Consider the following 17,988-nt stretch of genomic DNA (forward strand, 5'->3'; position numbering starts at 1 on the left):
AAAGGCCTCATCACGAAGAAGCCCCGCGCCTGCACAAGGCGCGGGGCTTCTCGTCGATGCTGTTAAGCCTCCGCAAAGTTGCGGGTGACCGCCGGATCCACGGGGATGCCGGGGCCCGTAGTCGTCGACACCACGACCTTCTTCAGGTAGCGGCCCTTCGACGACGACGGCTTGGCGCGCAGGATCTCGTCGAGCGCGGCGCCGTAGTTCTCGGCCAGCGCCTTCTCGTCGAACGAGGCCTTGCCGATCACGAAGTGCAGGTTGGCCTGCTTGTCGACGCGGAAGTTGATCTTGCCGCCCTTGATGTCGGCGACGGCCTTGGCGACGTCGGGCGTCACGGTGCCGGTCTTGGGGTTCGGCATCAGCCCGCGCGGACCGAGGATGCGAGCGATGCGGCCGACCTTGGCCATCTGATCCGGAGTCGCGATCGCGGCGTCGAAGTCGAGCATGCCGCCCTGGATCTGCTCGATGAGGTCGTCGCTGCCGACGATGTCGGCGCCGGCGGCGGTCGCGGCTTCGGCCTTGTCGCCGACGGCGAACACCGCGACACGCGCGGTCTTTCCGGTGCCGTGCGGCAGGTTCACGGTGCCGCGCACCATCTGGTCGGCCTTGCGGGGGTCCACCCCGAGTCGGATCGCGACCTCCACGGTGGCGTCCTGCTTTGCCGACGACGTCTCCTTGGCCAGCTTCGCGGCCTCGAGCGGCGTGTACAGGCGGGTCTTGTCGACCTTCTCAGCGGCGGCGCGGTACGCCTTGCTGGTCTTGCTCATTTCATTTCTCCTTGTGTTCAGAAGTTGTGGTGCGGGCCGATGCCAGCCCTCCCACGAGATCCGCCTTATTCGACGGTGATCCCCATGGACCGGGCCGTGCCGGCGATGATCTTGGCGGCCTGGTCGATGTCGTTGGCGTTGAGATCTTCCTTCTTGGTCTCGGCGATCTCGCGCACCTGATCCCAGGTCACCTTCGCGACCTTGGTCTTGTGCGGCTCGCCCGAACCCTTCTGCACACCGGCGGCCTTGAGCAACAGCTTGGCGGCGGGCGGGGTCTTCAGAGCGAACGTGAAGCTGCGGTCCTCGTAGACGCTGATCTCGACGGGGATGACGTTGCCACGCTGCGACTCGGTCGCGGCGTTGTACGCCTTGCAGAACTCCATGATGTTGACGCCGTGCTGGCCGAGCGCGGGACCGACCGGCGGGGCGGGGTTGGCCTGCCCGGCCTGGATCTGCAACTTGATCAGCCCGACGACCTTCTTCTTCGGGGGCATGGCTGTGCTTTCCTTCTTTTCCTCAGGTGGGCTTGACGGCCCGCGTTAAATCTTGGCGACCTGGTTGAAGGTCAATTCGACCGGCGTCTCACGACCGAAGATCGACACCAGCACCTTGAGCTTCTGCTGTTCGGCGTTGACCTCGCTGATCGACGCCGGCAGCGTCGCGAACGGGCCGTCCATGACGGTGACCGACTCGCCGACCTCGAAGTCGACCTCGATGACCGGACGCTCGATACCGCCGGCCTCGGCAGCGGCGGTGCTCGCCGCGGCCACCTTGCCGGCCTTCTTGGCCGGGGTCTGCGGCAGCAGGAACTTCACCACGTCGTCCAGCGACAACGGGGACGGCCGCGAGGTCGCGCCCACGAAGCCCGTGACGCCCGGCGTGTTGCGCACCGCACCCCACGACTCGTCGTTGAGCTCCATGCGCACCAGGATGTAGCCCGGCAGCACCTTGCGGTTGACCTGCTTGCGCTGGCCGTTCTTGATCTCGGTGACCTCTTCGGTGGGCACCTCGACCTGGAAGATGTAGTCGCCGACGTCGAGGTTCTGCACGCGGGTCTCGAGGTTGGCCTTCACCTTGTTCTCGTAGCCGGCGTAGGAGTGGATGACGTACCAGTCGCCCGGCTTGAGGCGCAGCTCCTTCTTGAGCGCGACGGCCGGGTCCTCTTCTTCCTCGGGGATTTCTTCGGCACCAGCCGCGTCATCTTCGGCACCAGCCGCGTCATCTTCGGCACCGGCCGCGTCGGCACTGACCTCGGCGGGCGCGGCGTCCTCCTCGGTGCTCACGGCTTCCGCGTTGGCCTCGTCGACGTTCATGGTGTCGACGGTCTCGCCCGAGGGCGATTCGCCGTCGAAGCTAGTCACGTGTCAGTCCTCTCTGAAATATCGTTTCTGGCGCTCATCGGCACGGCGGTCAGCCGAAGATGATGCTCACCAGCTTCGCCAGACCCAGGTCCGCCAGGCCGATCATGGCCACCATGAACGCCAGGAACAGCAGCACCACGGTCGTGTAGGTGACCATCTGCTTGCGGTTCGGCCAGATGACCTTGCGCAGCTCGCCGATCACCTCGGCCAGGTAGTTGAAGACGAAGGTGAACGGATTGCGCGACGGCCCGTCCTTGGGCTTCTTGGCCGTCTTCTTCTTCCGCTTCGACCTGGGCCCGTCGCCGTCGTCCTTCGCGCCGGATGCGTCGGTCTCGGGTCCCGTGTCGGTGTCGTCGGTCTCGACGACCGCCGCGCCGCGCCGCGACCGCTTGCCCGTCGGGCGCAGCGGTCCGGTCACGACCGCGGTCTGGCTCCGGGTGTCACCGTCGCCGTCACCGGTCGGGGCGCCACTCTCGGTGCCTGCGTCGCGCTCGTCGCTCACCGCATGCTCCCTTTTCTGGTCGTGTCGATCGCGGTCACCCCCCAGTATCCAGACCGGACGAGTTTCCACACTTGCCGAGTATTCAGTTGAGCAGGGGCGACAGGACTTGAACCTGCAACCTGCGGTTTTGGAGACCGCTGCTCTGCCAGTTGAGCTACGCCCCTTCAGGGATGACCTGCGGGGCCCACACAATTTGCGCGCTCCCCGTTCGGTCGATCGAAGCCGACGGACAGCGCGCTTAAACTGGGAAAACCCCGAAGCCAGAGTGTAGCGCGCTGGCGGTCGGAGTTACTAATCGCCCGGCGCTACCCGGTCTCCGCCGTGCGGAGGACCTGCCCGGTCTCGGGATCCCACTTCACGGAGATGGAGTTGTCGCCTTCGTGGCCCATCAGCGTCGTGTAGGACTCCATCACGACGTCTCCGGCTGGGTCGGTCAACACGTTGCGCGTGGTCACGATGTCCGCGCCGAACCGCTCGTCCACGGTCTCGATGTGCATCGTGCCCGAGAGCGCGTCACCCGCCTTGATCGGCCGGTGAAAGTGGAACTTCTGATCCACCTGGACGATCTGCATGGTCTCCAGGCCGACGTCGACGTGCTGGAAGAAGTGGTTCTGGATCATGACCGCGAAGATCGACATGAATGTCAGTGGCGCGATCAGCGACTCATGCCCCAGTTCGGCGGCAGCGGTCTCGTCCAGCGTGGCCGGATCGGTGACCTTGACGGACTTGGCGAACTGCCGGATCTGTTCGCGCCCCACCACGAAGGTGTCGGGGTACTCCCAGACCATTCCGCGGATGTCAGTCTTGAGAGCCATCGGTCACGCCAGCTTCGCGACGGCCACGGCACGACCGAAGATCTTCTTGCCACCCGACGTCGCGCTCAGCGCGATGGTGACCGTCTTCGTCTCCGGGTCGGCGGACTTCACCCGGCCGTTGAAGACGATCTCGGCGCCCTTGCCGTCGTTGGGTACCGGCACCACCGCGGTGAATCGGACGTTGTACTCGGTGACCGCGGCCGGGTCGCCGACCCAGGAGGTGACGTAGCCGCCGCCCAGACCCATCGTGAGCATGCCGTGGGCGATCGCGGTGTCCAGGCCGACCTGCTTGGCGATGTCGTCGTCCCAGTGGATCGGGTTCAGGTCGCCGCTCACTCCGGCGTAGTTGACCAGGTCAGCCCGGGTCAGCGGAATGACCTTTTCGGGCAGCTGATCGCCGACCTGTACCGAACTGAACTCACGCAGTGCCATGTGAAAAGCCACTCTCCCCGTCTTCTTCGCTACGCCCCGCCAGGGTGGTGTAGCACTCCTGCACGACATCGCCGTTGGTGTTGCTGACGATGTTCTTGGTCACGATGATGTCGGTGCCGTGGGCCTGGCGGACCGAGTCGACCCACACGTCGCAGTAGAGCTCGTCGCCGGCCCGGACGGGACGGACGAATTTCAGCACCTGGTCGACCTGGACGATCTGCGCGTCGGAGATCGCGATGTTGTGAGCCTTGAACATCGCCAGCTGCGCCGTGTAACCGAACACCGAGATGAAGGTCAGCGGCGCCAGCAACGCGTCATGGCCGAGCTCCGCGGCCGCGTCCTCGTCGAAGAACGCGGCGTCGTCGTTCTTGACCGCAGTGGCGTACTCGCGGATCTTCTCGCGACCCACGACGTAGCGGTCGGGATAGCGGTAGTGCGCCCCGACCAGTCCGTCCAGAAATGACACGAGTGTTGAAAGCGGGTGCCGTCGGGTCGCCTAGCGCGACTCTTTGTGCGGCTGGTGCTTGCCGCAGTTGGGGCAGAACTTCTTGATCTCGAGCCGGTCGGGATCGTTGCGACGGTTCTTCTTCGTGATGTAGTTACGGTGCTTGCACACCTCGCAGGCCAACGTGATCTTGGGCCGTACGTCAGTACTGGACGCCACCTTCGGTGCCTCGTTTCAGAGCTCGGTTCTTCTCTACTTGTAGCGGTGGGGGGGCTCGATCCCCCGACCTCACGATTATGAGTCGTGCGCTCTAACCAGCTGAGCTACACCGCCCCGACGGAGCCAGGCTGGGAGCTGTCGGGCGCTCCGCCCGTTTCCACCGAGCCCCCTAACGGAATCGAACCGTTGACCTTTTCCTTACCATGGAAACGCTCTGCCGACTGAGCTAAGGGGGCCTGTCACTGCGCTCGACACTGCGCACCAGCGCCGAGCCTTAAAGAGGGTACATTCTCACCGATTCGGACGCCAAACCGCTGGTCATCCGCGCCGGGAAGCAGCCGAAACGGCTGATCTCCACTGGTTTACCCTGACGGACATGGCTGACTCCGACCGCCTCTACTTCCGCCAATTGCTCTCGGGCCGTGATTTCGCGGTGGGCGACATGATCGCCCAGCAGATGCGCAACTTCGCCTACCTGATCGGCGACCGGGAGACCGGCGACGCCGTGGTGGTCGATCCCGCCTATGCGGCGCAGGATCTGGTCGACGCCCTGGAGGCCGACGGCATGCACCTGTCGGGGGTGCTGGTCACCCATCACCACCCCGACCACGTCGGCGGCTCGATGATGGGCTTCGAACTCAGAGGACTGGCCGAGCTGTTGGAGCGGGTCAGCGTGCCGGTACACGTCAACACCCACGAGGCGGACTGGGTGTCGCGGATCACCGGGATCGCGCCCAGCGAGCTGACCGAACACCGGCACGGCGACCGGGTCAGCGTCGGGCAGATCGACATCGAGCTGTTGCACACCCCGGGCCACACGCCGGGCAGCCAGTGCTTCCTGCTCGACGGTCGACTCGTCGCCGGCGACACCCTGTTCCTCGACGGCTGCGGGCGCACCGACTTTCCGGGCGGCAATGCCGACGACATGTTCCGCAGCCTGCAGGCGCTCGCGCAGCTGCCCGGGGACCCCACCGTGTTCCCGGGCCATTGGTACTCCGCGGAACCCAGCGCACCGCTGGAACAGGTGCGTCAGACCAACTACGTCTACCGCGCCGGCAATCTGGACCAGTGGCGCATGCTGATGGGCGGCTGACGAGCCCGGCGCTGCTAGGTTCGTTGCGACCCGCCATCCGAGGAGAAGCATGAGCAGCAACGTCGCCTACGAAGTCGCCGACTCGGTGGCCACTGTCACCCTCGACGACGGCAAGGTCAACGTCCTTGGACCTGCGATGCAGGCCGCGGTCCACGAAGCCCTCGACCGGGCCGAGGCGGACAAGGCCAAAGCCGTCGTGCTGGCCGGGAACTCGCGGGTCTTCAGCGGTGGCTTCGACCTGTCGATCTTTCAGTCCGGTGACCCCGATGCGGCGCTCGGCATGCTCGCCGGGGGCTTCGAGCTCGCGGTGCGAACCCTGACGTTTCCGGTGCCGGTGGTGATCGCCGCGACCGGGCCGGCGATCGCGATGGGCTCGTTTCTGTTGATGGCGGCTGATCACCGGGTGGGCGGACCGAAGACGCGGTGTCAGGCCATCGAGGTCGCGATCGGCATGGTGATTCCCAACGCGGCGCTGGAGCTGATGCGGATGCGGCTGACCCCGGCGGCGTTCGACCGGGCAGCCAATCTGGCGGTGACCTTCGTCGGTGACGAAGCTATCCACGCCGGCTGGCTCGACGAAATCGTCGAGGCCGATCAGGTTCTCGCCCGCGCCCAGCACGTCGCGCAGGAAGCCGCGACCGGGCTGCAGGCCGGTGCGCACCTGGCCACCAAGCTCAAGGCCCGACACGGCGCGCTGACCGCGATCCGCGCCGGAATCGACGGGCTGGCAGCAGAGTTCGCGCTGGGCGGTTCGACCGAGCGGTGACCCACATCCGTGGCCGGATCTGGGTGGACGGCCAGCCTCGCGACGGGTTCGACTTCTTCGCCCTGTCGGAGTATCTGGCCACCGAGAACACGCTGGCCTGGTGTGACATCGACGCCCCCGACCACGCCACGCTCAGAGATCTCGCCCACGAGATCGGGCTCAACGAGTGGGCGGTCGAGGACACGCTGGCCGAGGCGGAGCGCACCAAGGCCATGGTGTACAAGACGCACACGTTCTTCACGGTGTACGGGGTGACCGTCAGCCAAGCCCCGCTGACCGCCGAGTTCTCCGAATCCCTGTTGACCATGCACCGCATCTCGGTGTTCGTGCTGCCGCGCGGCGTGATCACGGTGCGGTTGGGGTCGGGCTACGACATCGAGCAGGTGTCGCGACGGTTCGACGAGCTCGGCGGCCAGAAGTACGGGGCCGGCGCACTCGTGCACGGCCTGCTCGACGTCGTGGTCGACGGTCACTTCGACGCCGTACAGGCACTCGACGACGCCATCGAGAGCCTCGAGGACGATCTGTTCGCCGAGCGTGCACCGCGCAAAGGTGTGCAGCGCAAGACGTTCCAGCTGCGCAAGGATCTGGTCGCGCTGCGCCGCGCGGTGCTGCCGATGCGTGAGGTGGTCACCGTGATCCAGCACCGCAGGATGGACGCGACCAGCACCGCCGTCGAGCTCGACCCGGTCTATGCCGACCTGTACGACCACGTGCTGCGGGTCTCCGAGTGGACGGAGTCGTTGCGCGACATGATCACCACGGTGTTCGAGACCAACCTCAGTTTGCAGGATGCCCGGCTCAACATCGTGATGAAGAAGCTCACCGGGTGGGCGGCGATCATCGCCGTCCCCACCGCCATCACCGGCTACTACGGCCAGAACCTGGCCTATCCGGGCGTGAACACCGTCGGCGGCTTCGTGGTCAGCAGCGCCCTGATCGTGGTGCTGGTGGTGGTGTTGTACTTGACGTTCAAGAAGCGGGATTGGCTGTAGCGTCCAAAGTTCCGATCGCCCGGCCTTGCAGCGAGTAGTGCGCGCGGAAGCCGTTGGCGCGCTCGGTCACGGTGCAGGCATCGTGGCGGCCGCCCCAGCCGCGGTAGGTGAGCGTGAATCCGCCGACGACGCAGGAGAATCCGGGGACCCGGTCCCAACTCGAGTCGAATCCGGCGGCCGTCAGCCCGGCGACGCGGCCTTGCAGCGCGGCATCACGCCAGTGCTCGGCGATCACCGGCCGCCCGGCGGCGACGTTGTGGGCGATCGTGATGTCCCCCGCGGCGTAGACGTTGTGGGCCGAGGTCCGCATGTGCTCGTCGACGACGACGCGCCCCTCGTGGGTGACCAACCCGGCCGCGACGGCCAGCCGGACGTCGGGGCGGGCGCCGGTCGCCGCGACGACGAGCTCGCCGCCGAGGGCTTCCCCACTGTCCAGCGTGACCCCCGCGTCCTCGACCGCGGTGACCTGCGCGGCGCCGACGAAATGCACCCCCGCCTCGGAGAGCATCTTGACCACACGTTCGCCGACGTCGACGCCGAACCGACGTTGCAGCGGGACCGTCTCGGGCGCAACGAGGGTGGTGTCCACGCCGAGCGCGGCCAGGCAGGACGCCGCCTCGCAGCCGATCAGGCCGCCGCCGACGACCACCGCGGTGGCGGCGTGCCGGGCGGCCATCTTCAGCGCCACGGCGTCGGCGAAAGAGCGCAGCGTCAAAGCGGATTCACCGCCCGGCACCGCGAGCGGCACCGCGGTGGACCCGACGGCCAACACCAGATGCCAGTAGCGGTAGCGCGCGCCGCCCGTGGTGATCACCTGCTGGGTGGCGGTGTCGATGTGGGCCACCCGCACGCCGAGGCTCAGCTCGATGTCGTTGCGCTCGAACCAACCGGCGCTGTGCAGCTCGAGTTCGGTGGGCTCGCCGCACAGGAACTGCTTGCTCAGTGGCGGCTTGGCGTAGGGCAACGCCGGGTCGTCGGACAGGATGCCCACCGCGATGTTGCGGTGCTTGCTGCGGAAGGTCTCGGCCGCGCTGACGCCCGCCGGCCCACTGCCGATCGCAAGGAATCCCGCTGACGCCATGTCCTGGGAGTACCACGCCGGCGCGGTGCGCAACCGCCGTTGACGTGCGGTGACGACGGACCCGGCGTCCGCTGGCTTTTATTTTTTTCTCGAGTATGGTCGGTGGCGATCGGCGGAAAGCGAAAGGAATAACTGTGGCGAGTAAATCTCACGGTCGCCTTCTCAAGAAGCCTGCGATGACCCTCAAGGAAAAGCGCGCCGCGAAGCGCGCGAAATCTGCGGAGTCCGGCGAATTGCTCCCGCGACGCAAGCGACCGGAACGGTCCTGACGAGGGCTGACGCACCAGCGCACGCGGCACACCACACCGTCGGGACTGACCGCGGAAATGGCGCGATATTTCGTTCGGCGGCAGCGCGAATTCATTCTTCCGCACATCAGCTGACGCTGAATTCCGGTGAATTCGCCATGCCTGCGGAACGTGACGAATAATGGCGGACCGCGCCACGTGAAAATGGCACGACGTGGGCAAAGCCGTGCCGCTCACCCACGGATGTGCAACCATCTGCGCATGGAGCCGGATGCGGACCCGGAGGCGAGGATTCGCGATCTCGAGCGTCCGCTGGCCGAGCGGGCCCGCGCCAGCGAGCTGGGCACCCAGCCCTACCCGACGTCGGCGGGGGTGCCGGTGCCTCCGCCCGCACCGTATCCGCAGTCGTTCGGCGAATCCCCCTACTACGCGCCGCCGCAACGGGTGGTGCACAAGCGCTCGGCCTCGACGGCGCTGTGGCTGGTGCCGGTGGTCGTCGGGGTGGTGGTGGTGGCCACGGCGATCGTCGCGGTCGCGTTCTTCGTGACCAGCGCGCCGGAGGTGTCCGCGCCGCGACCGGGCATCGCCGGCGGCGGCGGCTCCATCGACGCACCCGAGGTGCCCGCGGCGCCGGTCGCGCCCGGGCTCGGGGTCGATCCGGGCGAGCGACTCGTCACGGTCGGGCCCGGAGCCAGTGTCAGCCTGGGCGGCGTCGAGAGCGAACGCACGGTCCGCTGCGACGGCGGCACGGTGAGTGTCAGCGGCGTCCGGAACGTCGTCGACGTGCAGGGCCCCTGTGCGGGAATCGTCGTCTCCGGGGTCGACAACATCGTCACCGTCGAGACGGCCGAGACCATCACCGCGTCGGGCCTCGACAACCAGATCACCTATCGCACCGGCGCCCCGGAGGTCTCCCGGTCGGGATCCCGCAACATCGTCGAACAACGACCTGTCGGGGGCACGCCGTAGTCTTGGGCCTCGATGGCGCTCCACCTCCATCGGGCCGACCGGACCGACCTGCTCGCCGACGGCCTCGGCACGCTGCTGAGCACTCCCCCGGCTGACCCCTTCGCCGAGGACCTGGTGCTGGTGTCCGCGCGCGGCATGGAGCGCTGGCTCAGTCAGCGGCTCTCGCATGTCCTCGGGCGCGGCTCCGGTGACGACGGGGTCTGCGCCGGGGTGACGTTCCGCCATCCCGCCTCCCTGATCGCCGAACTCACCGGCACCGTCGACGACGACCCGTGGTCGCCCGACACGATGGTGTGGCCGCTACTCGACGTGATCGACTGCTCGCTCGACGAGCCCTGGTGCAGCACCCTCGCGGCGCATTTCGGGCACTTCGAGCACGGGGAGGAACAGGAGTTGCGCCGCGGCCGCCGCTACGCGGTCGCCCGCCGACTGGCCGGGCTGTTCGCCTCCTACGCCCGGCAACGGCCCGGGCTGCTCGTCGACTGGCTCGAGCACCGCACCGACGGCCTCGACGACGATCTGGCGTGGCAGCCCCCGCTCTACCGCGCGCTGGTCGCGCGCATCGACGCCGACCCGCCCCACGTTCGCCACGCCAACACCGTTGCCCGCCTGCAGAACTCGCCCACCGAGCTGCCGCACCGGGTGTCGCTGTTCGGTCACACCCGACTGCCGGTGACCGACATCGAACTGCTGCACGCCCTGAGCGCCCATCACGACCTGCACCTGTGGCTGCCGCATCCGAGCGACGACCTGTGGGCGTCGCTGCGCGGGGTGCACGACATCGTGCCCCGGCGCGACGACACCACCCACCGCGCGGTCGGCCATCCGCTGCTGGCCACCCTCGGGCGTGATCTGCGCGAGTTGCAGCGCGGGCTGCCCGCCGCTCCGGACACCGACGAATGCCTCGGCGCCGCGCCCAGGCCCGACACCCTGCTGGGCTGGCTGCAGTCCGACATCGCGGCCGACGCGGTGCGTCCCGGCGACCGAGACCACCGCGCTTCCGACCGTTCGGTGCAGGTGCACAGCTGCCACGGCGCGGCCCGGCAGATCGACGTGCTGCGGGAGGTGCTGCTCGGCCTGCTGGAGGACGACCCGACGCTGGAGCCACGCGACATCCTCGTGATGTGCCCCGACATCGAGACCTACGCGCCGCTGCTGGTGGCCGATTTCGGTCTCGGTGACGTGGTGGCCGGCGCGCATCCGGCGCACCGGCTGCGGGTGCAACTGGCCGACCGCGCGCTGACCCAGACGAATCCGCTGCTGGGGGTGGCCGGGCAGATCCTGGCGCTCGCCGGTGGCCGCGCCACCGCCAGCGAGGTGCTCAACCTGGCCGAGTCGGCGCCGGTGCGCCACCGGTTCGGTTTCTCCGACGACGACCTCGACACCATCGGCGACTGGGTCCGTCAGGCCAACATCCGCTGGGGTTTCGACCGGGAGTCGCGGCTGCCCTACGGGGTGGACTTCGTCCAGAACACGTGGCGGTTCGGCGTGGACCGGGTACTGGCGGGCGTGGCGATGTCCGACGACTCGCAGGCATGGCTGGACACCACGCTGCCCCTCGACGACGTCGGCAGCAACCACGTGGAGCTGGCCGGCCGGTTCGCCGACTACGTCGACCTGCTGCACCGCGGGGTCGAATCCCTCTCCGGCACAGCGCCGCTGGCGCGGTGGCTGTCCGCGCTGGCCGCGGCCCTCGACGCGGTGACCGCGGTCCCCGACGGCGACGAGTGGCAGGTGCGGCAGGTCGAACGCGAGTTCGCCGAGATCCTCACCACGGCCGGCCCTCACCGCGACGTCGAGTTGCGGTGTTCCGACGTCAAGGCGCTGCTGGCCCGTCGCCTCGCCGGCCGGCCCACCCGTGCCAACTTCCGGACCGGAACGCTGACGGTGTGCACGATGGTGCCGATGCGCTCGGTGCCGCACCGCGTGGTGTGCCTGGTCGGACTCGACGACGGGGTGTTCCCGCGCCACGGCGTCGTCGACGGGGACGACGTCCTGGCCCGCGACCCCCGCACCGGCGAGCGCGACATCCGCTCCGAGGACCGGCAATTGCTGCTGGACGCCATCTCCGCGGCCACCGAGAAGCTCGTCGTCACCTACACCGGCGCCGACGCCCACACCGGCCAGCGAAAACCGCCCGCCGTGCCGCTGGTCGAGGTGCTCGACGCGCTGGATCTGACCGTCGGCCGCTCCGTCCGCAAACGGGTTCTGGTCGAACATCCGTTGCAGCCGTTCGACATCCGCAATGTCACCCCGGGCGAACTCGGCATGCCGCCCGGCGAGCCGTTCACCTTCGACCCGACCGCCCGCGACGCCGCCGCGGTCGCGGCCGGCCACCGCGTCCCGCAGCCGTCGCTGCTGTCGGCACCACTTCCGCCGCCGCCGCCCGACGACGTCGCCCTCGACGACCTCATCGGGTTCTTCAAGGACCCGGTGAAGGGGTTCTTCCGGGCACTGGACTACACGCTGCCGTGGGACGTCGACACCGTCGAGGACGCGATGCCGGTCGAGATCGACGCGCTGCAGGAATGGAAGGTCGGCGACCGGATGCTCGACGATGTGCTGCGCGGCATGGACCCCGCCACGGCGCAGCAGGCCGAGTGGCGTCGCGGGGCGCTGCCGCCGGGCCGGCTGGGTTGGCGCAAGGCGATCGAACTGCGCGACCAGGTGGCCGCGCTGGCCGGGGCCGCAGAGCGCCACCGGGCGCGGGCCCCGCGCGCCTTCGACGTCGACATCCCGATCGGGGGTGGTCGCCGCGTCACCGGCACCGTACCCAAGGTCTACGGCGACCGGCTGGTGGCGGTCACGTACTCGAAGCTCGACGGCCGCCATCTGCTGACCTCGTGGATTCAGTTGGTGGCGTTGACCGCCGCGCGTTCCGGCGACTGGACCGCGGTGTGTGTTGGGCGGCCCAAACGGGGCGCCACTCCCCGGCTGCGGATGCTGGGCCGGCCCGAGCAGTCCCCCGTCGACGTCCTGGCCGACCTGGTCGCCATGTACGACGCCGGCCGCCGTGAGCCGATCCCGTTGCCGCTCAAGACGTCCTACGCGTGGGCCGAGGCGCGGTTCAGCCGCGCCGACCCTCTGCGCGACGCCGGTTTCCGGTGGAACAGCAGCCGCTTCCCCGGAGAGAACGAGGAACCCGCCCACCAGCAGGTCTGGGGAAAGTACACCGACCTGGAGGTCCTGCTGACGCCCGTGCGCCCGGGCGAGGAGTACGACGGGGAGTCCACCCGCCTGGGCGCCTACGCGTGCCGGTTGTGGCTGCCGATGCTGCACGCGGAGAGGGATCCGCACTGATGCAGGAGTTCGATCTGCTGGGACCGCTGCCGGCGCCGCGGTCGACCACGGTGCTGGAAGCCAGCGCGGGCACCGGCAAGACGTTCGCGTTGGCCGGGCTGGTGACGCGATACCTCGCCGAGGGCGAGGCAACCCTGGACCAGATGCTGTTGATCACGTTCGGGCGCGCGGCCAGCCAGGAACTGCGCGAGCGGGTGCGCAGCCAGCTCGTCGACGCCCTGGCCGCGTTGACCGATGTGCCGGCGACCGCCGACAACGCGTTGGTGGCCCACCTTCTCGAGGGCACCGACGAGGAACTCCGCGTGCGACGGCAGCGGCTGCGCGACGCGCTGGCCACCTTCGACGCCGCGACCATCGCCACCACCCATCAGTTCTGCCAACTGGTGCTCACCTCGCTGGGGGTGGCCGGTGACAGCGACGCCGGGGTGCGGCTGGTCGAGAGTCTCGACGACCTCACCGCCGAGATCGTCGACGACCTGTATCTGGCGCACTTCGGCCACCAGCCCGAGAACCCGGTGCTGCGCCGCGACCAGGCGCTGGCGTTGGCCCGCGAGGTCGTCAACAACGCCGGGACGCAGTTGCGGCCGGACGCGCCCGAGCCGGGTTCGGAGGCCGAGGTGCGCGTCACCTTCGCCGCGCAGGTGTGCGCGGAACTGGAGCGGCGCAAACGCCGCCTGGGTGTGCTGCACTACGACGATCTGCTGTCCCGCCTGGCCGACGCCCTGCGCGACAACGACTCTCCGGCCCGCGCGCGGATGCACCGCCGGTGGCCGATCGTGATGGTCGACGAGTTCCAGGACACCGATCCCGTGCAGTGGCAGGTGATCGACCGGGCGTTCTCGGGCCGTTCGACGGTGATCCTGATCGGCGACCCCAAGCAGGCCATCTACGCGTTCCGCGGCGGCGACATCGTCACCTACCTGCACGCCGCCGAGCGGGCCGGCGACCGTCGCACGCTGGCGACCAACTGGCGCAGCGACAGCGCGCTCGTCGACGCGCTGCAGGTGGTGCTGCGCGACGCCGAACTCGGCGACCCCCGCATCGTGGTGCGGCCGATCGCGGCCCACCACCGCGGCCACCGCTTGCGCGGCGCGCCGCGCAACGACCCGTTCCGGCTGCGTGTGGTCACCCGCGACGGGCTGAACACGCGTGCGGGCCGGGTCATCCCGATGGACCGGCTGCGTCGGCACATCGGCGCCGACCTGGCCGCCGACATCGGCGCGCTGCTGGCCGCCGAAGCCACCTTCGGCGCGGACCCGTTGCAGGCCAAGGACATCGCGGTGATCGTCGAGACCCACAAGGACGCGCGGGCCTGCTTCGACGCGCTGGCGCAGGCCGGCATCCCCGCGGTCTACACCGGCGACTCGGACGTGTTCGGCTCGCAGGCCGCCGACGACTGGCTGTGCCTGCTGGAGGCGTTCGACCAGCCCCACCGGTCCGGGTTGGTGCGCGCGGCGGCCACCACGATGTTCTTCGGGGAGACCGCGGAAACCCTTGCCGCACAGGGCGACGACCTGACCGACCGGGTCACCCACCGGCTGCGGGAGTGGGCAGATCACGCGCGGGAGCGGGGCGTGGCCGCGGTGTTCGAGGCGGCGCAACTGGCCGGAATGAGCCGCCGCGTGCTGTCGTGGCACGACGGCGACCGGCACATGACCGACCTGGCGCACATCACGCAGGTGTTGCACGACACCGCGCACCGCGAGCATTTCGGGCTCGCCGCGCTGCGCGATTGGCTGCGCACCCAGCGCGACGAGCGCAACGGCGCGGCCGAACGCAACCGCCGCCTGGACAGCGACGCCGCCGCCGTGCAGATCATGACGGTGTGGGCGGCCAAGGGTCTGCAGTATCCGGTGGTGTACCTGCCGTTCGCGTTCAACCGCAACATCCAGACCCGCGACGTGGTGCTCTTCCATGACGGCGACACCCGGTGTCTGCACATCGGTGGTCAGCGCAGTCCGGACTACGACGCCGTGGCCGCGCTCGGGCGCCGGGAGGCGGCCTCCGATGACGTGCGGTTGACCTACGTGGCGCTCACCCGGGCCCAGTCGCAGGTCATCGCGTGGTGGGCGCCGTCGTTCGACGAACCCAACGGGGGGCTGTCGCGGCTGCTGCGCGGCCGCCGCCCGGGCGAGGCCGTGGTACCCGACCGCTGCGTCCCACCCAAGGTCGACGACGCCGACGCCATGGCGGCGCTGCGCGCGTGGGCGGATCTCGGCGGCCCGGTGCTGGAGGAGTCCGTCGTCGCCCAGCCCGCCGCGGTGCCGCCGTCGCCGTTGCCGGAGGGGTTGGGGGCGCGGCATTTTCACCGCCACATCGACACCGCCTGGCGGCGCACCTCGTATTCGGGATTGCTACGCGCCTCGGAATCGTCGGAGACCGGGGCGGGCGTGGCCAGTGAACCCGAGGTCGTCGAACTCGACGACGAGACCGCCGAGATCGCGCTGACCGAGAGCGCCGATGCCGACGCGCGGGTGCCTTCGCCGATGGCCGAGCTGCCGATGGGCGCCAAGTTCGGCACGCTGGTGCACGCGGTGCTGGAGACCGCCGACCCGATGGCCACCGACCTGGCCGCAGAGCTCGAGCGCAAGGTGCGCGAACACTCGCAGTGGTGGCCGGTCGACGTGCCCGCCGAGGAGCTGGCCCAGGCGCTGGTGCCGCTGCACGACACGCCGCTGGGTCCGCTCGCGCCGGGTCTGACGTTGCGGCAGGTCGGGTTGCGGGACCGATTGCGGGAGCTGGACTTCGAGTTCCCGCTCGCCGGCGGCGACCGGCGGGGCGCGGCGCCGCGGGTCACCGTCGCCGACGTCGGCCGGTTGTTCGCCGAACACGTGCCCGGCGACGACATCCTGGCCGGCTATGCCGCCCGGTTGTCGCACGGCGCGCTGGCCGAGCAGTCGCTGCGTGGCTATCTGACCGGTTCGGTCGACGCGGTGCTGCGCCTGCCCGACCGGCGGTTCGTGGTGGTCGACTACAAGACCAACTGGCTCGGGGAACCCGGCGCCGCGCTCACGGCCGCCGACTACACCGCGCCCCGGATGGTCGAGGCGATGACGCACTCCGACTATCCGCTGCAGGCCTTGCTGTATTCGGTGGTGCTGCACCGCTTCCTGCGCTGGCGGCTGGCCGGCTACCGGCCCGCCGACCATCTCGGGGGCGTGCTGTATCTGTTCCTGCGCGGGATGTGCGGGCCCGGCACCCCGGTCGTCGACGGTCATCCGTGCGGCGTGTTCAGCTGGCGCCCGCCGGCGTCGCTGGTGACCGCGGTGTCCGACGCGCTCGCCGGAGGCGTGGCATGACCGCGGCCGAGCTGCTGACTCCGTTCATCGCGGCCGAGGTGTTCGAACCCGCCGACGTCCACGTCGCGACCCGGCTGTGCGCCCTGGCCGGCGACGACGACCAGACGGTGACGCTGGCCGCCGCGTTCGTCGTGCGGGCGCTGCGCTCCGGATCGGTGTGTGTGGACCTGCGGTCGGTCGCCGAGCAGGTGGCGCGGCCCGAGCTGCCCTGGCCCGAGCCGTCGGCGTGGCTGGGCGCGGTCCGGGGCAGCGCGCTGGCCGCCGAGCAGGTGCTGCGGTTCGTCGACGACCTGCTGTACTTCGACCGGTACTGGCGGGAGGAGGAGCAGGTCTGCGACGACGTGCTCGCGTTGGTGGCCACCCCGCTGACCGCCGGGGCGCCCGGCCTGGACCGGCTGTTCCCGGCCGGGTGGGAGGAGCAGCGCCGCGCCGCCGAGGTCGCGCTGGGGCAGTCGCTGACGGTGCTCACCGGCGGGCCCGGCACCGGTAAGACCACCACCGTGGCCCGCCTGCTGGCGCTGCTGGCCGAACAGGCGGCGCTGGCCGGGCGCCCACCGCTGCGCATCGCGCTGGCCGCGCCCACTGGGAAGGCGGCCGCGCGGCTGGCCGAGGCGGTGCGCTATCAGATCGGCGGGCTCGACGCCGAGGACCGCGACCGGCTCGGCGAGTTGACGGCCTCCACGCTGCACCGGCTGCTGCAGCCGCGGCCGGGCAGTTCGTCGCGGTTCCGCCACCACCGGGAGAACCGGCTGCCCCACGACGTCGTGGTCGTCGACGAGACCTCGATGGTGTCGCTGACGTTGATGGCGCGCCTGCTCGAAGCCGTCCGGCCGGACAGCCGGCTGCTGCTGGTCGGCGACGCCGATCAGCTCGCCTCGGTGGAGGCCGGTGCGGTGCTGGCCGACCTGGTCGAGGGTCTGGGTGGCCGTGCGGATGTGCGGGTCGCGGCGCTGCAGACGTCGCACCGGTTCGGTGCGAACATCGGCGCGCTGGCCGGGGCCATCCGCCGCGGCGAGGCCGAGCAGGTGCTCGAACTGCTGCGTACCGGCGGCGATCACCTCGAATGGCTGGACGGCGAGGAGCCCACCGAGCAGCTGCGCGGTCCGCTGCTGGAGCAGGCGACGCTGCTGCGACGCGCCGCGATCCTGGGCGACGCCGACGCCGCGGTGCGCGCGCTCGACGGCCATCGCCTGCTGTGCGCGCACCGGCGCGGCCCCTACGGCGTCGCGCATTGGAACCACCAGGTGCAGCGGTGGCTGGCCGACGCGACCGGGGAACCGCTGTGGTCGCAGTGGTACCCGGGCCGGCCGGTGCTGGTCACGGCCAACGACTACGGACTGCGGCTGTTCAATGGCGACACCGGGGTGACCGTGGTGCGCGACGAGGCGCTGGAGGTGGTCATCGGGGGCACACGGCTGCGGCCGAGCCGGCTCGCCGAGATCGAGACCATGCACGCGATGACCATTCACAAGAGCCAGGGCAGCCAGGCCGACGATGTCACGGTGCTGATGCCGCCTCCGGAGTCCCGGCTGCTGACGCGGGAGTTGTTCTACACCGCCGTCACCCGCGCCAAGGCCCGGGTCCGGGTCGTCGGGCCCGAGTCGGCGATCCGCGCCGCGATCGACCGGCGGGCATTACGGGCGTCCGGCCTGGCCCGTCGCCTGCGCCGGTAAGCGGGGACCTTTCGCTAAGT

At 69.6% G+C, this 17,988-nt stretch carries 16 protein-coding genes and 3 tRNA genes; 7 read left to right on the plus strand and 12 right to left on the minus strand.

Translation table 11 applies throughout. From position 1 onward, the window contains the following. Window positions 1-62 precede the first annotated feature (62 nt). From rplA to G6N31_RS17145, 11 genes are all read right to left on the minus strand, one after another. On the minus strand, window positions 63-770 hold the full coding sequence (gene rplA / locus G6N31_RS17095) for a 50S ribosomal protein L1 (RefSeq protein ID WP_098002415.1): 708 nt from the start codon (window positions 768-770) through the stop codon (window positions 63-65). Between the two features lie 65 nt (window positions 771-835). Beyond that, the gene (gene rplK, locus G6N31_RS17100) at window positions 836-1,264 is read right to left on the minus strand and encodes a 50S ribosomal protein L11 (protein ID WP_098002414.1); all 429 of its coding nucleotides are present in this window, start codon (window positions 1,262-1,264) and stop codon (window positions 836-838) included. 45 nt (window positions 1,265-1,309) lie between these two features. Then, window positions 1,310-2,131 (minus strand): transcription termination/antitermination protein NusG, encoded by an 822-nt coding sequence (nusG, locus tag G6N31_RS17105; protein WP_098002413.1) that lies wholly within the window; start codon window positions 2,129-2,131, stop codon window positions 1,310-1,312. A 49-nt stretch (window positions 2,132-2,180) separates the two neighbouring features. After that, a complete protein-coding gene (gene secE / locus G6N31_RS17110; RefSeq protein ID WP_163722229.1) occupies window positions 2,181-2,633 on the minus strand; it encodes a preprotein translocase subunit SecE in 453 nt (150 codons plus the stop codon). Window positions 2,634-2,724: 91 nt separating this feature from the next. Then, window positions 2,725-2,797 (minus strand) — tRNA-Trp (locus G6N31_RS17115). Window positions 2,798-2,938: 141 nt separating this feature from the next. After that, window positions 2,939-3,448 carry a (3R)-hydroxyacyl-ACP dehydratase subunit HadC gene (gene hadC / locus G6N31_RS17120; protein WP_098002411.1) on the minus strand — a complete coding sequence of 170 codons (510 nt, stop codon included), beginning with the start codon at window positions 3,446-3,448 and terminating at the stop codon, window positions 2,939-2,941. A 3-nt stretch (window positions 3,449-3,451) separates the two neighbouring features. Continuing rightward, entirely contained in the window at window positions 3,452-3,880 is a 429-nt protein-coding gene (gene hadB, locus G6N31_RS17125; protein ID WP_098002410.1) for a (3R)-hydroxyacyl-ACP dehydratase subunit HadB, read from the minus strand. Further along, window positions 3,867-4,346, minus strand: a complete 480-nt coding sequence (hadA, locus tag G6N31_RS17130; RefSeq protein ID WP_098002409.1) for a (3R)-hydroxyacyl-ACP dehydratase subunit HadA — start codon at window positions 4,344-4,346, stop codon at window positions 3,867-3,869. Before hadA ends, hadB begins: the two co-directional genes overlap by 14 nt. Before the next feature lie 30 nt (window positions 4,347-4,376). Continuing rightward, on the minus strand, window positions 4,377-4,544 hold the full coding sequence (gene rpmG / locus G6N31_RS17135) for a 50S ribosomal protein L33 (protein ID WP_059101288.1): 168 nt from the start codon (window positions 4,542-4,544) through the stop codon (window positions 4,377-4,379). Between the two features lie 40 nt (window positions 4,545-4,584). Further along, window positions 4,585-4,658: transfer RNA gene (locus G6N31_RS17140), tRNA-Met, on the minus strand. Window positions 4,659-4,707: 49 nt separating this feature from the next. Further along, a tRNA-Thr gene (locus tag G6N31_RS17145) sits at window positions 4,708-4,780 on the minus strand. A gap of 140 nt (window positions 4,781-4,920) precedes the next feature. On the opposite strand from G6N31_RS17145, the gene G6N31_RS17150 reads away from it, so the two are divergent. From G6N31_RS17150 to G6N31_RS17160, 3 genes are read left to right on the plus strand one after another with little or no spacing between them, the layout of a single operon-like run. Next, complete coding sequence (locus tag G6N31_RS17150) at window positions 4,921-5,637, plus strand: MBL fold metallo-hydrolase (protein ID WP_098002408.1); 717 nt, start codon at window positions 4,921-4,923, stop codon at window positions 5,635-5,637. 49 nt (window positions 5,638-5,686) lie between these two features. Next, window positions 5,687-6,403: a crotonase/enoyl-CoA hydratase family protein gene (locus G6N31_RS17155; protein WP_098002407.1), complete on the plus strand. Its 717-nt coding sequence runs from the start codon at window positions 5,687-5,689 to the stop codon at window positions 6,401-6,403. Next, window positions 6,400-7,398 (plus strand): magnesium transporter CorA family protein, encoded by a 999-nt coding sequence (locus G6N31_RS17160; protein ID WP_098002406.1) that lies wholly within the window; start codon window positions 6,400-6,402, stop codon window positions 7,396-7,398. Before G6N31_RS17155 ends, G6N31_RS17160 begins: the two co-directional genes overlap by 4 nt. Here G6N31_RS17160 and G6N31_RS17165 read toward each other — a convergent pair. Further along, window positions 7,376-8,479: an NAD(P)/FAD-dependent oxidoreductase gene (locus tag G6N31_RS17165; RefSeq protein WP_098002533.1), complete on the minus strand. Its 1,104-nt coding sequence runs from the start codon at window positions 8,477-8,479 to the stop codon at window positions 7,376-7,378. The genes G6N31_RS17160 and G6N31_RS17165 overlap by 23 nt on opposite strands. Before the next feature lie 509 nt (window positions 8,480-8,988). Here G6N31_RS17165 and G6N31_RS17170 point away from each other — a divergent pair. Genes G6N31_RS17170 through recD form a run of 4 tightly spaced genes read left to right on the plus strand, consistent with a single transcriptional unit; the run spans window position 8,989 to window position 17,968 of the window. Further along, window positions 8,989-9,696 carry a DUF3060 domain-containing protein gene (locus tag G6N31_RS17170; protein ID WP_179964194.1) on the plus strand — a complete coding sequence of 236 codons (708 nt, stop codon included), beginning with the start codon at window positions 8,989-8,991 and terminating at the stop codon, window positions 9,694-9,696. A 12-nt stretch (window positions 9,697-9,708) separates the two neighbouring features. Continuing rightward, on the plus strand, window positions 9,709-12,996 hold the full coding sequence (gene recC / locus G6N31_RS17175) for an exodeoxyribonuclease V subunit gamma (protein ID WP_098002403.1): 3,288 nt from the start codon (window positions 9,709-9,711) through the stop codon (window positions 12,994-12,996). Then, window positions 12,996-16,295, plus strand: a complete 3,300-nt coding sequence (gene recB, locus G6N31_RS17180; RefSeq protein ID WP_098002402.1) for an exodeoxyribonuclease V subunit beta — start codon at window positions 12,996-12,998, stop codon at window positions 16,293-16,295. Before recC ends, recB begins: the two co-directional genes overlap by 1 nt. Continuing rightward, window positions 16,292-17,968 carry an exodeoxyribonuclease V subunit alpha gene (gene recD, locus G6N31_RS17185; protein ID WP_098002401.1) on the plus strand — a complete coding sequence of 559 codons (1,677 nt, stop codon included), beginning with the start codon at window positions 16,292-16,294 and terminating at the stop codon, window positions 17,966-17,968. Before recB ends, recD begins: the two co-directional genes overlap by 4 nt. The last annotated feature ends 20 nt before the right edge of the window (window positions 17,969-17,988 follow it).

This window comes from Mycolicibacterium duvalii (assembly GCF_010726645.1).
Classification (GTDB): Bacteria; Actinomycetota; Actinomycetes; order Mycobacteriales; family Mycobacteriaceae; genus Mycobacterium; species Mycobacterium duvalii.

What these genes read in the sequence shown, in the direction of transcription:
- G6N31_RS17150 (WP_098002408.1), top strand. Translation starts at nt 4,921, where the DNA reads ATGGCTGACTCCGACCGCCTCTACTTCCGCCAATTGCTCTCGGGCCGT.
- G6N31_RS17155 (WP_098002407.1), top strand. Translation starts at nt 5,687, where the DNA reads ATGAGCAGCAACGTCGCCTACGAAGTCGCCGACTCGGTGGCCACTGTC.
- hadB (WP_098002410.1), bottom strand. Translation starts at nt 3,880, where the DNA reads ATGGCACTGCGTGAGTTCAGTTCGGTACAGGTCGGCGATCAGCTGCCC.
- rplK (WP_098002414.1), bottom strand. Translation starts at nt 1,264, where the DNA reads ATGCCCCCGAAGAAGAAGGTCGTCGGGCTGATCAAGTTGCAGATCCAG.
- recD (WP_098002401.1), top strand. Translation starts at nt 16,292, where the DNA reads ATGACCGCGGCCGAGCTGCTGACTCCGTTCATCGCGGCCGAGGTGTTC.
- G6N31_RS17170 (WP_179964194.1), top strand. Translation starts at nt 8,989, where the DNA reads ATGGAGCCGGATGCGGACCCGGAGGCGAGGATTCGCGATCTCGAGCGT.
- recC (WP_098002403.1), top strand. Translation starts at nt 9,709, where the DNA reads ATGGCGCTCCACCTCCATCGGGCCGACCGGACCGACCTGCTCGCCGAC.
- hadC (WP_098002411.1), bottom strand. Translation starts at nt 3,448, where the DNA reads ATGGCTCTCAAGACTGACATCCGCGGAATGGTCTGGGAGTACCCCGAC.
- rplA (WP_098002415.1), bottom strand. Translation starts at nt 770, where the DNA reads ATGAGCAAGACCAGCAAGGCGTACCGCGCCGCCGCTGAGAAGGTCGAC.
- G6N31_RS17165 (WP_098002533.1), bottom strand. Translation starts at nt 8,479, where the DNA reads ATGGCGTCAGCGGGATTCCTTGCGATCGGCAGTGGGCCGGCGGGCGTC.
- recB (WP_098002402.1), top strand. Translation starts at nt 12,996, where the DNA reads ATGCAGGAGTTCGATCTGCTGGGACCGCTGCCGGCGCCGCGGTCGACC.